Here is a 16,053-nt window from a genome sequence, read left to right on the forward strand (position 1 = left end):
TTCTAGTATAGGGATCTTCAAAAACCCGCCCCTACGAGGACTGACTTCATCATGACTATTCCCAGTACCCTTGCACCTGGCAACCTGCGGCGAGTCCACCACATCGCCTTAAATGTCAAAGACATGCAAGCATCGCGCCACTTTTACTGTCATATTCTGGGATTGCACGAACTGACAGGCGATGAAATCCCCTCTACTCTAATCGATTTGGTAGCGCAAGGCAAAGTCGCTAACTTTGTCACTCCAGATGGAACGGTTTTAGATTTATTCTGGGAACCGGAGTTAACACCACCAGATCCCGATCCCGAACGGAGTTTTACTCGTGCCTATCATCTTGCCTTCGATATCGATCCGCAATTGTTCGATCGCGCCGTAGAAGTATTGAAAGATAATCAAATTGCGATCGCCCACGGTCCTGTCAGTCGCCCTACAGGTAGAGGCGTTTACTGCTACGATCCAGATGGATTTATGGTAGAAATCCGGTGCGATCCAGTATGAGCAAAAAAAAACCTGAATCTGACAATTCAGACTCAGGTAGTCCTACACTTCACAACTCAGGAAAATACAACAGACACGAAAATCTCAGAAACAAAAATCTAATTTTCAGCTCTAAGCGGCATGAGTATGCATTTTTGTTTCCACAGGCAACCACTTGGAAGATAGATCTTCCATAATACCTTTGCGGCTGAAACTTTTGCTTCGATCTAAATGTACCACTAATGTTGGCAAATAAATGTCATCAATTATCTGATGTCCGTAACCGATGACAACACCAGTCAGATCTGCTTGCTTGTGTTGCACGAAATCCCCAATCCTTAACATGGTATTTCTCCTTGTGCAGTTTGCTATCCAACGTTTACTATTGCTAAGCTGCGATCGCTCTACTCGTCTCAACCGTGGCTGAATTCAATGTGGTATACAAATGTCCTAATTCGATTGCTACACCTTGCCAGCTAAAATGATTTTCTACCCGTTGCCGACCTCGTTCCCCTAACTTTCTTGCCCAGCTAGAATCGGCTAAGATGCGATCGATCGCTTGGGCAAACGCAACGTCATCTTTAGCAGGTGCGAGTAATCCCGTCTCTTCTGGAACTACGGTAAATTGCAAACCGCCGACAGCGCTAGCAACCACGGGAATTTGGCTTGCCATCGCTTCAATTGCTACCAAACCAAAAGGTTCGTAGTGACTGGGGACGACACTAACATCGGCAGCTGCGTAGTAGACTGGCAAAATCCGATCGTCCAAGCGACCTGGAAAAACAGTTATCGTATCTAAACCTAACTCTCCAACAATTCCTTCAATGCGATCGCGTTCTCTGCCGTCACAGCGACCGGGTTGGCTGCCACCACCGATAATTAATTTCAAGTTAGTCCGACCTGCTGCGTGCAATCTTGCCACCGATCGCACTAAGGTTTCAATCCCTTTACGTTTGTCAAATCGACCGACATACAACACGACTTTTTCATTTGCTGCAATTCCTAACTGCTGCCGCGCTGCTTCGCGTTCGATTGCCCCAAATCTGTCTATATCCGTACCGCAGGGGATAATATCAATTTGTCCTGTGGTTGAAACAAGCGATCGCATGTGTTCTTGTTCTTGAGGACTGGTGGCTACTATCCGTTCCGCTGTTTCCAAACAAGCTTTTTCTACTGCTAACCGTTTGGTAGCGATCGCGGGAATCTCGTCAATATTTCTGTACTTAACTGCACCCAACGAGTGATATGTATGTATCTGACTCAAAGGTTGCAGTTGCTTCAATCGCATTCCCACCCAAGCAGATAGCCAGTAGTTAGTGTGGACGAGCGAGTAACGAAATCCATGTTGTTGTTGAAAAGCTTGGAAAGCTTTGACGTACTCCGGTAAATAACTGAATAGTTCGTCCCGTCCGATAAATTCTGGCGCTCCCGCTGGTAACCGAATCGTGCGACAATTAGCATTGTGTTGCACGATCGCCGCTTGTTCTTTACTGCTACGGCGAGTAAACATATCGACTTTCCATCCCTGCTGGGCAAGGGCAAGACCGACTTGGCGCACGTAAACGTTTTGACCTCCAGCCTCTTCTTGCCCAATCGCAATCGCTGGATCGCCATCAACAGAAATTAAAGCAATGCGATTCTGTTTTTCTAACATTGTTGGTTTGCTTCTCCTTATGGCTAGCTTTCCTGCCTCTGGCTGCCATCAGGAATCAATTCCTTAGCACCAAGTACAGGTAAAACGTAGCGGGTTTAAACCAGCCAAGGACACTGAATGGGATCTAGAAATCTTCGATCTTTACAGTCTCCTCTCAACGCCTACGAAGTTAGCTGACGGGCTAGGACTGAGAGATGTCCCTCTCTGTTTATCTCAGAGATAAGCCCCAAAATTCGGTTCCTCCGCTCCAATTATGATTGGATTAGGCTGACTTATTTAATCTGGTTAACTACATCCTAAACCACGCTCCCTACGTTCTGTCAATAAAAGTTACAAACTGTGAAGTAAACTCGGTCAGATTGTTAAGTATTGTATGTGAAACTTCTATTTGAGTTGTGAACTACTCGTGAAGGTTGTCATTCGTTCAAGTGCTGTTAGCGCGTCACAGTCAGATGAACAGTAATTTGACAATTGATTTACAACTGCTGGATCTCAGCCATCTGTAAGAAATACAAACATAGTACGGTATTCCTAGCAATCAATGCTAGTTTTGTTATTAGTAGACGGTTAACTGTAGAGATATGACATGTCGTATCCGCACTTAACCAATGACCAACGACAAATGACCAATGACCAATCATACTTGCTGCGGTCCTGGCTATGCATCTCCCCAAGCGGCGATGCAAGCAGAAAGAGAAAAAACATTATATGCGATCGCACTTTATACGGGTACGGGAATTGAAGCACCAGATTATTTAGCGACGATTGATGTCGATCCTGACTCTCCGACATATTCTCAGGTAATTCATCGCTTACCGATGCCTTATTTAGGCGATGAGTTACATCATTTTGGTTGGAATGCATGTAGTTCGTGTCACGGTGACGCGAGTAAATCTCGTCGTTTTACGATCGTACCTGGACAGCGATCGAGCCGGATTTATATTGTAGATACAAAAGAAACGCGATCGCCTCAAATTTATAAAGTCATCGAACCAGAAGAAATCAAAGCGAAAACAAATTTAACAGCCCCTCATACAGTCCATTGTCTAGCAGATGGTCATGTGATGATTTCGATGTTAGGTGATAGTCAAGGGAATGCACCTGGCGGCTTTTTGTTACTCGATGAAAACTTTGATATTGTCGGACGTTGGGAACAACAAGCTACGGCAATGAAGTTTAATTATGACTTTTGGTATCAGCCGCGCCATAACATCATGGTAAGTAGCGAATGGGGCGCACCCAAAACGTATTATCCAGGCTTTGACCTCAACGATGTCGCAGCCGGAAATTACGGTCAGCAATTGCATTTTTGGGACTGGAAAAAACACGAAATTATTCAAAGTTTTGACTTAGGTACAGAAGGTTTAATTCCTTTAGAAGTGCGTTTTCACCACAACCCAGAGAGTACGCACGGCTATGTTGGTGCAGCCTTAAGTAGTAATGTTTGGCACTGGCACAAATCTAATGGACAATGGGCAGTTGAGAAAGTTATTGATGTTCCATCCGTCGAGGTTCAAGGCTGGGAAATTCCCGTTCCCTCTTTGATTACCGATATTTTGCTGTCAATGGACGATCGCTATCTCTATTTTTCCAACTGGTTGCATGGAGATATTCGTCAGTATGACATTAGCAATCCTTCTCAACCTAAATTGACTGGGCAAGTTTGGTGTGGTGGTTTATTAGGAAAAGGTGGCGAAGTTAAGGGGCAGAAATTGCAAGGTGGTCCTCAAATGCTGCAATTAAGTTTAGATGGTAAGCGGTTGTATGTCACTAACTCTCTATTCAGTACTTGGGATAATCAATTTTATCCAGACTTAGCCAAAAATGGCTCTTACATGTTGCAAATTGATTGCGACACGGAAAAGGAAGGATTGAAAATTAATGAAAACTTTTACATAGATTTTGGTCAAGAACCAAACGGCGCAGCCCGCGCCCACGAAATGCGATATCCTGGTGGCGATTGTACTTCAGATATTTGGATTTAGAGTTAAGAGAATCATAGGGGCAGGTTTTTTGGTCGAATGAAAACCTATCAAATCGAACTGGTTAACAGAAATAATTTTACTCTTAACGTAGCAGCAGACAAATATATTTTGGATGCGGTAGAAGCGGCTGGAGTAAAATTACCCGTAGGCTGTCGTTATGGGGCTTGTATTACTTGTGCTGCCAGGATTTTATCAGGTGAAGTAGAACAGACAAATGCGATCGCCCTCAAACCCCAGCAAGCCGCAAAAGGTTACGTTTTGTTATGCATTGCCACTCCCCGTTCTGATTGTAAGTTTGAAGTCGGCGTAGAATGTCAAAAAGAATTGTATGTAAACCCTTTTATCAGTTATCAGCGAACAGTTATCAGTTGACATTGGTAATCGGTAATTGGTAATTGGTAATCGATCGTTTGTTATTTGCATTTTCACTGCTCACTACTCACTACTCACTCCCTATGGCGCTTCTTAAACTAGAAGATGGTACAATCTACAACCAACTCGCTGATATTAGCCGCGAATTGTCTTCCCTAAATATCCAACTCAATTACTGGAGTGTAGGAGAAGATGCCCAATTGCGGCAATTGCTAGCACAAGAAAGCTTAACTTCAGAGGAAAAAGAAGAAGTTCTCGTAGCTTTAGATCGCTATTTCGAGCAACTCGAACAAACATCTGGCTATCAATCTCGTGATTTAATTGCGTTGCATCCTGGGATTCCAAATTTAGATGAGATGCTAACAAAATTCGATCGCATTCACACTCACGCCGATGATGAAGTAAGATATATTGTCGATGGCGAGGCAATATTTGGTTTCGTGCGTCCCGATGGTAGCCAAGTAGAATTAACAGTACAACCAGAAGAATATATCAATGTCCCCGCCGGAACAGAACACTGGTTTTATTTAACACCTGCAAGGCGAGTTAAAGCTGTACGATATTTTATCGATACAACAGGTTGGGTTCCTCAATACACGGGCAAAGAGATTCGGTTTCGTCAAAGCGCGATCGCGTAATTCATTATATTTATTACCTCTGATTCATGCTTAATTATCAACCTTCAGTAACTAATAGCAAAACTACCGATCCGCGTTTTGAATTGAGCGATGCTGCTCGTTATTTCTACCGTCAAGATTGGATGGTAGGAACGGCGGGAAATCTTTCTGCTCGTCTTCCTGATGATAGTTTTTGGATTACGGCAAGTGGGAAGGCAAAAGGAGAACTATCAACTAGCGATTTCGTGCGCGTTACCCTCACTGGTGAGATTTTAGAAAGAGCATCTGCTAATATTAAACCTTCGGCAGAAACGATAATTCATCAAGTAATTTATAGCTTGTTTCCAGCGGCTCAAGCTTGCTATCACGTTCACTCAATTGAAGTAAATTTAGTTTCTCATTTTACTGAGAAACTAAATTTGCTGCTACCACCCCTGGAAATGGTTAAAGGCTTGGGTGTATGGGAAGAAAACCCCCAGGTGGCAATTCCCATATTTGAAAATCACTTAGAAGTTCCTCAAATTGCCGCAGAAATTAGCGATCGCTTCAGTACTCAATTACCGCAAGTCCCGGCTTTGTTAATCCGCAATCATGGCGTGACTGTCTGGGCAGATTCCCTCACCTCAGCGCGTAATTATGTTGAGTTGATAGAATACATTTTTCGATACATGGTAGCAGCGCGGCAAGCTGGAATTTTTTGAAAATGGGAGGTCACGGGAACAATAGAGCGATCTTTTCTTCATAACTTATAACCTGAGTCTACTTTATAGGAGAAAGTCAATGCTATTGTTCAATCGCTGGCAGTCAAAAACTGCTTTTTTAATGGCGATGGGAATGACCGCAACAGCGTTTGTACCGCTTTTGATTTCTACTCCAGCGATCGCCAATTCCCCTTCTTTTGAAATTGCACAACTCTTTCCTGACTCTCGCGACGATGAGTATCGCGGATCTTCTGGTGGTATTGTCCCCAGAGGAACGATAATTCCAGTAACTTACGACAGAGGCAAAAAAATTATTGTCTCTCCAGAAGAAACAGCGGACATAACATTGACTGTGGCTGAAGATGTCGAGTCTGAAAGCGGTAGAATCGCAATTCCCGCTGGTAGTCGGATTGAAGGCGAACTCAGACCAACCGATCGCGGAACTCAATTTGTTGCGCAAAATTTAATTTTAGAAGGTCGCGATCGCGGTTATCCAATTGAAGCAACGTCGCGGGAGATTACCGACACGGAAATCATTGATGAAAAATCAAATCCCGATATCCTTAGAGGCGCGGTGATTGGGGCTGCTGCTGGTGCGGTTTTGGGTGAAATTTTTGGTGGAATCGATCTAGGTGAAGTCTTGGCTGGTGCGGGTGTAGGTGTATTGGGAGAAGTCTTATTGAGAGGTCGCAAGCAAAAAGAAGTTGAAGTTGTTGTCATCAGACCAGATACAGACTTAGATTTGAGATTAGAGGAAGATTTTGTTGCCTCACGTTCTGGAAATGATGATTACCGCGATTCTGATTATCGTCGCAACAGGGACTCTGATTATCGCAGGCGTGAAGATAATTAAACTTGTTGCTGTACGTTTTGGCAAAGGTGGGTTTAGCAAGATCTCGGTGTGAAAATAGAGACTTTGGGTGAACCCACCCCTACAGATCGTCATGTAACAAAACTTTGTGGAATACCAAAGATGTTTTGACTCGGCTGTAGCCGCATTTTTGGTAGAAATGATGAGCTGCTGAACGGACAATATTAGATCGAACTAATATACTTTGACATCTGCGTATCTTTGCCCAGCTTTCAACTTGGTGGAGCAATTTTCTACCGATACCAGTACCGCGATCGCTTGGCGCTACAACTAAGCCGCCAATTTCAGCATGAAAATCTGTCAGCAGCGAGTGATAAGTGTAAGCGTGAATCCAAGCGATCGCTCGATCGTCTAAACCTGTGGCTACGTAGATAATATGATTGCTATCTGACAAAATTTGGTACAGGCGCTGCTCTATGGCAATAGTCGAAACAGGATAGCCGAGTTGGTGAGACAAAATCGCGATCGCCTCAACATCTTGCGTAGTAGCTGGGCGAATATTAACACCGCTACTATCAAGAGCAACTGACATGATGAAACTACTCTATCTGTACGCCTCATTGTAAATCTATACTACCGGAAACTCCAACAGCTAAAGCGATCGCGCTTAAAGAGACTGATGCCTGTAAAGTTGACAGAAACTAGGATGATATTCATCCTCCCAACGCCACCGACAAACAGAGAAATTGCGGCGATCGCCACTAATAATAAACTTACCCTACTTGTCACTTAAGCTACCATGTCTGGAGCTGACTTGTTTGCCATTCACGATCGAGTCTTTCGATCGTGTTTGTGACTGAGAATATTAGTCACTTGAAATGCTGTACTCCGCATGATTTCTTTTTTAAAAGAAAATCGATAATACCTTGCTGACAGTATTACTAAATTTTTCCCAATCGACAAATCTTATCTATTAGAAGAGTATAGTAAACAAGCAGAGATGAACGTCAAATAGTGGTATTACCGCTATTCTAGTATTCACTCGGAGAGAAAAAGTGTTGAAAACTCTCAATAGCTTTATTTAATCAAAATCAGCATGGAGATAAGCATGAAAAAGCAAGGTTTAATCTTATGGTTAACAGGGCTTAGCGGTGCAGGCAAAACTACAATCGCTCAAGGGGTAGAGTACGCACTTAAGAAACGTAGTTGCTTAGTTGAAGTTTTAGATGATGATATCATCAGAACAAAACTTTCAAAAGATTTGGGCTTTAGTAAAGAAGACCGTGAAACTAATATTCGTCGTATTGGATTTGTGGCTAATTTGCTCAGTCGTAATGGCGTAGTAGTGATTGTAGCTGCAATTAGTCCTTATCGAGCTGTCAGGGATGAACTACGGAGAACTACAGAAAACTTTATAGAGGTCTATGTAAATGCACCACTTAATGTTTGTGAAGTACGCGATGTCAAAGGACTTTATGCTATGGCACGAGCAGGAGAAATAAAATCTTTTACAGGAATTGACGATCTATATGAAGAACCTCTCAATCCAGATATTATTTGTTATAACTCACACGAAAGTATCCAAGAAAGTATTGCTAGAGTGATTGCAGAACTAGAGAGGCTAGATTATGTTCCTCTCGAACCCCAACTAGAGTATTCCATCTAATACCTATTTCTCTTTCAAAAAAAACTCTCTACGGTATTAGCTTGGGCAACAAGGGATTATCTTACAACAACTGATTTAGCTCGATTCGAGTCAGTAGGCAAAAAGTTTAATTAGTTCACATGGTAATAGTTTTAGCTATTGATACCAATACTGTTTGTGCAGATAAAACACGATTGCTTGTTGAAAAAAAGCTTATTTTTCCGGAGAGAGTTAAAGTAGAAAAAAGACGATTTGTTCACCAATAATTACGATTTTAGTTTAAAAATATAGCAGTGCTTTTGTCATATCATATAATCATGAAGCCTAAAGTTAAATATTTATTTTGTATCAATACAGGTCGTTCAGGCTCTCACTATTTACATGAGATTTTTAAGCATGTTGAAAATTGCCAAGTTTGGCACGAAGCCCAACCTATTGGTCATGGAAAAGTAATGAGAGATTACTTTTTTGGCAAACCTGAATTAATGCAGGAACTTACAGCTAAGAAAGTTGAGAAAATTCAACAAGTTAAAAAAGAGTCAGATTGTTATATAGAAACCAATCATTGTTTCATCAAAGGATTTGGATGCTTTCTTCCTAAGTATATTCCTCAAGAAGAGATAGGAGTTCTAATTCTTAGAAGAAATCCAGCTCAAATTGTCGATAGTTTGCTCCGAATTAACTGTAGTCCTCTCGCGATCGCGGGACAAACGTGGGTACTAACGCCAGATATCAAAAATTATTGTATTGAGCCACCAAACTGGCTTATTTCTCCCAAAATAACTTACGAATTGTTCTATTTATTAAAACGTCTTTTATTGAGCAAAAAATTATATAGTTTGTTGAATATTCAGTTTCGTCAAATTGAAAATTTGATTGACAAATATGAAAAAGAATGGTTGAGATGGTATGTAGATGAAACAAATGCCCTAAGTATATCTTATCAAGAAAAATTTCCAAATATAAAATATTTTCAAGTTGATGTAGAATCGCTTAATAATATTGAAAATATTAGAGAATTACTCAATTATTTTGGACTCTCTGAAAAAAGCACTATTGAAAAAGTAATCGGTAAGCCCACTAATTTAAAAAATCAGCATCTCGCCAAAAGCAGCTCGTGACGAGATAATTAGGGCGTGTTTGCAAACTAATACCAATTCTATTTATCTTTGCACTAAATCGGTCGCTCATAGCCCCCCTTAACAAGGGGGGTTGGGGGGATCTTCCGTGGCGCAGTCAGATCAAAATGGTATAAGGGAGCAGCGAGAAGCTTCCTGCCAATTAACACCTGTAGCAAACCAGTATAGTTCTGAGCGTAAGAATGCCCGAATTGTATTAATCTAAAGGGAATTGCGTTGCGCTCGACTTTTAGATTGAGAAGTATTGCTAACGCTTATAACTCAAGGGAAGAAGTTAGTAAAATTACCATAATTTGACTTCTACACTAAGATAGAATTCAACAAAAATCGTGTTGGTGAAATAATGTACATCAATAAAATTAAATCAAAAATTGAATAAACTAAAAGAGAAGCATCAGAGCGTAAAATTAAGAATTGTGTCTGCAACTTCTACAGGTTAACCATTAAGGAGCATAAACTTAAAGAACAATTTATTTGGTTTTACGTCATTAAGATGTAAAATCTCTAATTCGATAATTTAGGAGAAAGACTTTATATGTTCATTTCTAATTCCTGGCAAGCCAAAGTTGCGGCGCTGATGGCACTGGGAATGACTTCTGCCACAATAGTACCTGCGATCGCGGCGACTCCGGTTGCAGCACCCCAATCGAACTCTAGTAAACTCTTAATTGCGCAATCACCTCAGTCAATCGTACCAGTTGGTACGGTCATTCCGGTGCGATACAAAAAGTCAGATAGAGTGCTGGTTACGCCTAAAGAATCAGTCAGACTGACGCTAACTACAGCAACCAGCGTCCGCTCGGAGCGCGGAAATGTCGTGATTCCCGCAGGTAGCCAAATTAACGGTAGACTCAGACCTGCTGATGGTGGTTCGCAATTCGTGGCTGAATCAGTCGTCATTGGTAGTCAAAAACGAAAATATCCGATTGAGGCAACATCAGCTGTAGTGAGAAGAAAGCAGACAATCGATCGCAAAACCAACCCCGACTTCGTTCGCGGTGCTGTTGTTGGCGCAGCAGTCGGAGCCGTAGCATCTGAAATTTTTGGAGATATCGATTTAGGTGCAATCTTAGGAGGCGCGGGAGCTGGAGTGTTGGGAGAAACGCTCCTTAGAGGTCGCAAGCGTAAAGAAGTGGAAGTGGTTGTCGTCAATCCCAATCGAGATTTAGACCTGACGCTAGATGAGGATTTTGTCTTGTCTCGAAATCGGTAATGGGAGTTATTAGTCGTAAGTCGTAACTTGTAAAGTTGACAAATGTTTGCGTTCTAGCGGGTGGAGATTTCCAGCTGCTAGAACGGATAGACCCTGTTCTGTAAGAGCTTGTGCCGTTTTATTCAAGGCATCAAACTTGTCCAGAAAATTCTGGGTGAGATGTTCCCAATCTCCAGAGGCAATAATCTCCTGCTTGTCACGGAAATAATCGAAAATATCCGATGGGTGCTGCCGCATCTGCTCAACTTCTGGATCGCCTCCCTCATGCTTGGCTGAAATATTCGGCACGCACGAAGCCAGCTCCATCAACTCGTCTCTGCGGTTATAAGGCTGTCGCACGATGCCTTTCCAAGTTTCAGTGATGTGATGCTCGAAGCGAACCTGCTGCTCGAAGTCCAAAGCCTGGCGAAACTGGCTGGTAATTTCAATCGTTTCATTGTTGACCGAGTTACTCCAATTGAATCCAATTAATGGAGAGCTACCATCATCTCTGGAAAATAACTTTGCTCCAAGTAAAGTCCACAAAGCTGCGTAGGGATTGTCGTTGCCCATAAATACAGAGATCTTGAACTCGATATCAACGCCGAGACGATGAAGGAGATAGCCTAGTAGCACTGTCCCAGGATTGAGATTGAGAACTTGGCGAATCCCGTAGTTAGTGTAGTAGTACAAGTATTCGTTCAGCCATTGCAAAGCGCGATCGTTGGGCTGTCCAACACCACCAAAGTAACCCGCGATCGTTTCCGCTCCGCCGAGATGGACGTTCGAGCCATCAGTTCCCTTGGTATCGAGAGTGACGACGAAACTCGCGCCAATAATTTGCATAGCTGCGGCAATGGCGGGCAAGTCACCATCGGTTTCTTGTTCCTTCATCTGGCGGACTTGAATGAAACGTCCCGGCATGAGGGATTGTTGGGCGATCGCTCGTCGAGCTGCGGCAATTATCCAAGGAAAATATTGACAGGCACTAATTTCTAGCGTCACTGCATATTTGTCGTCAAAAGTCAAACTCTTTGTCTTGTTTCCTATTACATTCTGTCGATAATCGGCAATGCTGACAAATGCGCCCTCATCTGCTTGCTGTTGCAGCCATTGTAGATCGGTTAAATATTCGGGTCGAGTTTGACGAACGCGCTCTAGCAATGCGGTCAGAGACGCAGCTTGTTTTGCCTTAGCATTAATCTCTTCTGGAGTCCCATATTTAGACACGACATTGAGGAAATTGGCGATCGCCTCCATATTTGGCTCGACTAGAATATCGTTAATCGCTTCTAGCCTTGCCGTTGGAATTTTTAGTCTTTCTCGCAGGTTCTCGATCATAGTAATTTTCCTCTTCAATGCCTTGCAGGGTGAGATTTGAAAACAAATCCTACTGGAACTAGTAACTGGTAACTGGTAACTGGTAACTGGTAACTGGTCACTGTTAAACAACCCCATACTTTTTCCCCACGCGAGCAAACGCCTCTACACATTGCTCTAATTGTTCTTGCGTGTGAGTGGCGGAAACTTGAACCCGAATTCGAGCATGACCTTGGGGAACTACAGGATAGCTAAAACTAATGACATAAATCCCCTCATCGAGCAGATCTCGCGCCATAGCTTGTGCGAGTTTCGCGTCGTACAGCATAATTGGTACGATCGGGTGAATCCCAGGTTTAATTTCAAAACCGCGATCGCCGATGGAAGTCCGAAAGTAGCTGGCATTCTCCAGCAGTCTTTCGCGTAATTCTGAGGTTTGGTTGAGTAAATCCAATACTTTAATACTGGTGTAGGCGATCGCTGGAGCAAGGGTGTTGGAAAATAAATAGGGGCGCGATCGCTGCCTGAGTAAGTCGATAATGACTTTACGACCGGATGTAAAACCTCCAGAAGCTCCACCCAGGGCTTTTCCTAACGTACTGGTGATGATATCTGTACGACCTATGACACCACGATGTTCGATCGAGCCGCGTCCTGTTGCTCCCAAAATCCCAGTAGCATGACTATCATCTACCATGACCAGCGCATCATACTGTTCGGCTAAATTGCAGATTTGGTCTAGCTTAGCGATATCGCCATCCATGCTGAAGACCCCATCCGTGGCAATTAAGCGGATTTTCAGCGATTGGGTAGCTCGCAGCGTTTGCTCTAATTCTTCCATATTGCTATGGGCAAACCGATAGCGTTTAGCTTTACACAGCCGAATTCCGTCAATAATACTAGCGTGGTTGAGTGCATCGCTAATGACCGCACACTCTTCATCAAGTAGTGTTTCAAATAGTCCGGCATTGGCATCAAAACAGGAAGCGTACAGAATAGTATCTTCAGTACCGAGAAATGCAGAAATCTTTGCTTCCAGCTCTTTATGTATGGTTTGCGTGCCACAGATAAAGCGCACCGATGACAAGCCAAAACCATATTTAGCAATTCCTTCCTGGGCTGCGGCAATAATGTCAGGATGGTTAGCTAGTCCCAGGTAATTATTAGCACAGAAGTTCAGTACCGTCCGACCATCTTGAAGTTGGATTTTAGCATCTTGAGGGGATGCGATCGCTCGTTCTTCTTTGCGCAGACCGGATTGATGAATTTCATCGAGCAGGGATTGAAAAACAGAAGCCGCCGTTGTGGTCAACATGGCTACATCACCAAATTTTGGGAGTCGGGAGTCGGGAGTCGGGAATAAGTGGTGCGTAGTGCGTGGTGCGATCGGAGATAGGGTACGGGGTGTGGGGTGTAGAGTTTGTAGTACTTTCTCCCTCAGCTCCCTCAGCCTCCTCAGCTCCCTCAGCCCTCTTCCTTGCTCCCTGCTCCCTTTTTAATGACTCCAGCTTCGCCAACATATCGCTGACGATCGCAGATAAGTCATAGGTATGGTGCCAACCCCAATCGGCTCGTGCTTTAGAGTCGTCAACTGTACAAACCCAAGAATCCGCGATCGCTTGCCGGAAATCGGGTTTGTATTCGCAGGCAAACTCAGGTAAGTGCTTTTGGATTTCAGCTACGAGTTCTGCTACCGAGAAGCTGACTGCTGCCACATTGTAGCTAGTACGGACTTTGATGGCTGATAAATCTGCTTCCATCAGTTCCAGAATAGCTCTGACCGCATCTGCTGCGTACATCATGGGCAAGCGAGTCTCTGGGCGAAGGAAACAGGTGTAAGTTCTCTGCTGGAGGGCAGCATAGAAGATTTCTACGGCAAAGTCCGTTGTCCCGCCTCCTGGTGGAGCATTGTAGCTAATAATGCCTGGTAATCGCAAAGAACGCACGTCCACGCCAAACCGTTGCGCGTAGTACTGACAAAGTAGTTCGCCCGTCACCTTTGTAATTCCATACATCGTAGATGGATCTGTCACGGTCATCTGAGGCGTGTCTAACTTCGGCGTGTGCGCTCCAAATACGGCAATAGAACTAGGATAAAAGACTTTGAGTCGCTCTGATTTGGCTACTTCCAAAACATTTTTTAGCCCGTTAATATTGATGTCCCAACAGCGATCAGGTTCCCGTTCGCCTTTGGCTGAGAGTAGTCCTGCTAAGTGGTAGATTGTATCGATTTGATGCCGTTTGACAATTTTTTCCAACCGCCGACCGTCTGTGACATCCAGCACTTTATAAGGAAATAACTTGCTTTCCTCTGAGCGTGGCGATCGCCCGCTTTCCATGACGTGTGTTGTCCCATAGCGTCTTTGTAGGGCAACAACAAGGTCGCTTCCCAGTTGACCTCTAGAGCCAGTGACTAAAATATTGTTCATCATATGACAGTTACCAGTGGTAATTGGTAATTGGTAATTGGTTGTTGGTTGTTGGTGAGAAAGTGGTGCGTGGTGCGCTCAGGAGCAGGGTGTGGTGCGTGGTACGTGAAAAGAGAGCTGAGGAGGCTGAGGGAGATACTGGTCACTGGTCACTGGTCACTGGTCACTGGTCACTGGTCACTGCTCCCGACTCCCTACTCAGGTGGAAATAATCCAGGACAAGTCAGTACGAAAACATCTCTCACCCCTAGTTCAGATGTAGTTGCTTTGACAGGCGAGGTGTAGTGGAAGTATTGACTATCTCTAAAGACTAAAAATTCGCCAGGATTGAGAATTTTGCTAAAAGCGGGACGACCATCTTTTTCTGGATAAAGGTGCGTTTCTCCCCCTTCAATTCCGGTTCTATTCACAGAGAAAATGCCAACGAGTTCGACTCCATCGCGATGAATTCCTTCAGGCGCAGGATTGCCGAGTTGCTGAGAAGAAGCTGTGGTTCTAATTTGATGCACTGCAACTTCGTTGAAGTTAGTACAAAGCTGGCAAAACTGGAAAAATTCCCACACAATTTTTTGAAAATCTACTGACGCAACTAGGCGATCGTCAAGTTCTGGATACTCTCTAACTACATCTCCTAAAATTGGGTTATATACTTTCGATTGAAATAGCTGTCTGTGGGGTAACTTTATCAGGCGATCGCCAGCTATTTGAAAGTGAGAAAGGTTTCTAAAGCGATAGTTGCCTGCTAAATATGGATCGGCTGGCAAGAAGTCGAAAAATGGTTTTAATTGCTCTAGCTTAACAGCGTTCACCATTTCTAAAACATAGCTGGCTAGACAATTGAATTCTTGTGGTTTTGATAAATTCAGCATAGTAAACTTCCTCACGTTCAATTGAGGATAGCAGTATTATTCAAACTGCTACATCTAAATTTAGTAGTTAGCATTGGGTTATGCCATACCAAATTCTGCTACCGATAGCAGCAAAAATTAACAATAAATTTATAGATTTATAATGTAAACTCGATCTAGTATTTTCATTCCTTTATAGGAGCCTCATCAATAGATATAGAACAGAGTATGTGTCAGCAAAGAGGCTCTATAAAATAGGACTTAAGGTTTCATTCTATTGTTAGAGAAGACACCTAGCGTTCGATCGAGTCTCCTGATTTAATTGTAGTTATATTTTTCGGCTATTGTCGATCCCTATAACTTTTGGCTGATATCTGTTATTCTTACTAGAGCAATTCCTAGTCTACTGAGGTACGATTAATAGTAATGTTGTGTATTCTGCCCAGATAAAAATGAAGGCATACTCGCTTGACTTGCGCCAGAAAATTATCGATACCTATTTTGAAGGTGGAATATCTTAACGACAGCTAGCAAAAAGATTTCGAGTCGCCCTAAGTTTTGTGGAAAAATTGCTCAAACAATATCGTGAGACTGGAAGCATTGCGCCTCTTGTTCGCACACAACAAACGCCAACCAAGCTCAAAGAGGAGCAGTTAAGCGTGCTCGCTGCAATTGTAGAAGCCAACAATGATGCGACCTTAGAAGAACTGCGAACTCTATTGCACCGACAAACGGGAGTTCTCATCGGTCGTTCCACAGTGGATAGGATGTTGCAAAAGTTGAACTTACTACCTAGAGCAGAGATTGGTTAACATAGAAAGGTAGCTAAGTCTGGAATCAGCCATGAAACTCAAAGACGCTCG

19 protein-coding genes and 1 riboswitch are annotated in these 16,053 nt (G+C 43.2%); of the genes, 10 read left to right on the forward strand and 9 right to left on the reverse strand.

The window, feature by feature from the left end:
• Nucleotides 1-51: 51 nt before the first annotated feature.
• Nucleotides 52-498, forward strand: a complete 447-nt coding sequence (locus tag DSM107010_RS28490) for a VOC family protein (protein WP_015154949.1) — start codon at nt 52-54, stop codon at nt 496-498.
• Nucleotides 499-609: 111 nt separating this feature from the next.
• On the opposite strand, the gene DSM107010_RS28495 is transcribed toward DSM107010_RS28490, so the two are convergent.
• Together DSM107010_RS28495 and DSM107010_RS28500 are read right to left on the reverse strand one after the other, a co-directional pair.
• Nucleotides 610-822, reverse strand: coding sequence for a hypothetical protein (locus tag DSM107010_RS28495; protein ID WP_015154948.1), 213 nt, complete (start codon nt 820-822; stop codon nt 610-612).
• A gap of 43 nt (nt 823-865) precedes the next feature.
• The gene (locus tag DSM107010_RS28500; RefSeq protein WP_106168650.1) at nt 866-2,131 is read right to left on the reverse strand and encodes a glycosyltransferase; all 1,266 of its coding nucleotides are present in this window, start codon (nt 2,129-2,131) and stop codon (nt 866-868) included.
• A 143-nt stretch (nt 2,132-2,274) separates the two neighbouring features.
• Nucleotides 2,275-2,410, reverse strand: a riboswitch (cyclic di-AMP (ydaO/yuaA leader).
• Nucleotides 2,411-2,760: 350 nt separating this feature from the next.
• Between DSM107010_RS28500 and DSM107010_RS28505 the strand changes: the two genes are divergently transcribed.
• The 5 genes from DSM107010_RS28505 (at nt 2,761) to DSM107010_RS28525 (ending at nt 6,659) form a co-directional block, all read left to right on the forward strand.
• Nucleotides 2,761-4,116, forward strand: coding sequence for a selenium-binding family protein (locus DSM107010_RS28505; protein WP_106168649.1), 1,356 nt, complete (start codon nt 2,761-2,763; stop codon nt 4,114-4,116).
• Between the two features lie 36 nt (nt 4,117-4,152).
• Nucleotides 4,153-4,488, forward strand: a complete 336-nt coding sequence (locus DSM107010_RS28510) for a 2Fe-2S iron-sulfur cluster-binding protein (protein WP_106168648.1) — start codon at nt 4,153-4,155, stop codon at nt 4,486-4,488.
• Between the two features lie 83 nt (nt 4,489-4,571).
• Nucleotides 4,572-5,126, forward strand: coding sequence for a 1,2-dihydroxy-3-keto-5-methylthiopentene dioxygenase (locus DSM107010_RS28515; RefSeq protein WP_106168647.1), 555 nt, complete (start codon nt 4,572-4,574; stop codon nt 5,124-5,126).
• 26 nt (nt 5,127-5,152) lie between these two features.
• Nucleotides 5,153-5,806, forward strand: coding sequence for a methylthioribulose 1-phosphate dehydratase (mtnB, locus tag DSM107010_RS28520; RefSeq protein ID WP_127024512.1), 654 nt, complete (start codon nt 5,153-5,155; stop codon nt 5,804-5,806).
• 79 nt (nt 5,807-5,885) lie between these two features.
• Nucleotides 5,886-6,659 (forward strand): TraB/TrbI/VirB10 family type IV secretion system protein, encoded by a 774-nt coding sequence (locus tag DSM107010_RS28525; RefSeq protein WP_015154942.1) that lies wholly within the window; start codon nt 5,886-5,888, stop codon nt 6,657-6,659.
• 79 nt (nt 6,660-6,738) lie between these two features.
• Here the strand turns inward: DSM107010_RS28525 and DSM107010_RS28530 are convergent, their stop codons facing one another.
• Together DSM107010_RS28530 and DSM107010_RS38815 are read right to left on the reverse strand one after the other, a co-directional pair.
• Nucleotides 6,739-7,209, reverse strand: a complete 471-nt coding sequence (locus DSM107010_RS28530; protein WP_106168409.1) for a GNAT family N-acetyltransferase — start codon at nt 7,207-7,209, stop codon at nt 6,739-6,741.
• Nucleotides 7,210-7,250: 41 nt separating this feature from the next.
• Complete coding sequence (locus DSM107010_RS38815; RefSeq protein WP_158631884.1) at nt 7,251-7,406, reverse strand: hypothetical protein; 156 nt, start codon at nt 7,404-7,406, stop codon at nt 7,251-7,253.
• A gap of 319 nt (nt 7,407-7,725) precedes the next feature.
• Here DSM107010_RS38815 and cysC point away from each other — a divergent pair, with 319 nt between their 5' ends.
• The 3 genes from cysC to DSM107010_RS28550 all read left to right on the forward strand — a co-directional run bounded on the left by cysC (nt 7,726) and on the right by DSM107010_RS28550 (nt 10,614).
• Entirely contained in the window at nt 7,726-8,283 is a 558-nt protein-coding gene (gene cysC, locus DSM107010_RS28535; RefSeq protein WP_106168410.1) for an adenylyl-sulfate kinase, read from the forward strand.
• Between the two features lie 296 nt (nt 8,284-8,579).
• A complete protein-coding gene (locus DSM107010_RS28540) occupies nt 8,580-9,383 on the forward strand; it encodes a hypothetical protein (RefSeq protein ID WP_106168411.1) in 804 nt (267 codons plus the stop codon).
• 553 nt (nt 9,384-9,936) lie between these two features.
• The gene (locus DSM107010_RS28550) at nt 9,937-10,614 is read left to right on the forward strand and encodes a hypothetical protein (protein ID WP_106168412.1); all 678 of its coding nucleotides are present in this window, start codon (nt 9,937-9,939) and stop codon (nt 10,612-10,614) included.
• Nucleotides 10,615-10,623: 9 nt separating this feature from the next.
• On the opposite strand, the gene DSM107010_RS28555 is transcribed toward DSM107010_RS28550, so the two are convergent.
• The 5 genes from DSM107010_RS28555 to DSM107010_RS28570 form a co-directional block, all read right to left on the reverse strand.
• Nucleotides 10,624-11,934 (reverse strand): hypothetical protein, encoded by a 1,311-nt coding sequence (locus DSM107010_RS28555; RefSeq protein ID WP_106168416.1) that lies wholly within the window; start codon nt 11,932-11,934, stop codon nt 10,624-10,626.
• Nucleotides 11,935-12,037: 103 nt separating this feature from the next.
• Complete coding sequence (kbl, locus tag DSM107010_RS28560; RefSeq protein WP_106168413.1) at nt 12,038-13,228, reverse strand: glycine C-acetyltransferase; 1,191 nt, start codon at nt 13,226-13,228, stop codon at nt 12,038-12,040.
• A 7-nt stretch (nt 13,229-13,235) separates the two neighbouring features.
• Nucleotides 13,236-14,345, reverse strand: a complete 1,110-nt coding sequence (locus DSM107010_RS28565) for an NAD-dependent epimerase/dehydratase family protein (RefSeq protein WP_106168414.1) — start codon at nt 14,343-14,345, stop codon at nt 13,236-13,238.
• Nucleotides 14,342-14,488 (reverse strand): hypothetical protein, encoded by a 147-nt coding sequence (locus DSM107010_RS38820; RefSeq protein WP_158631885.1) that lies wholly within the window; start codon nt 14,486-14,488, stop codon nt 14,342-14,344. The genes DSM107010_RS28565 and DSM107010_RS38820 overlap by 4 nt, the downstream gene beginning before the upstream one ends.
• 48 nt (nt 14,489-14,536) lie before the next feature.
• Nucleotides 14,537-15,211 (reverse strand): 2OG-Fe dioxygenase family protein, encoded by a 675-nt coding sequence (locus DSM107010_RS28570; RefSeq protein WP_106168415.1) that lies wholly within the window; start codon nt 15,209-15,211, stop codon nt 14,537-14,539.
• A 638-nt stretch (nt 15,212-15,849) separates the two neighbouring features.
• Between DSM107010_RS28570 and DSM107010_RS40160 the strand changes: the two genes are divergently transcribed.
• The gene (locus DSM107010_RS40160; protein WP_199755796.1) at nt 15,850-16,002 is read left to right on the forward strand and encodes a hypothetical protein; all 153 of its coding nucleotides are present in this window, start codon (nt 15,850-15,852) and stop codon (nt 16,000-16,002) included.
• The last annotated feature ends 51 nt before the right edge of the window (nt 16,003-16,053 follow it).

This window comes from Chroococcidiopsis cubana SAG 39.79 (genome assembly GCF_003991895.1).
GTDB lineage: Bacteria > Cyanobacteriota > Cyanobacteriia > Cyanobacteriales > Chroococcidiopsidaceae > Chroococcidiopsis > Chroococcidiopsis thermalis.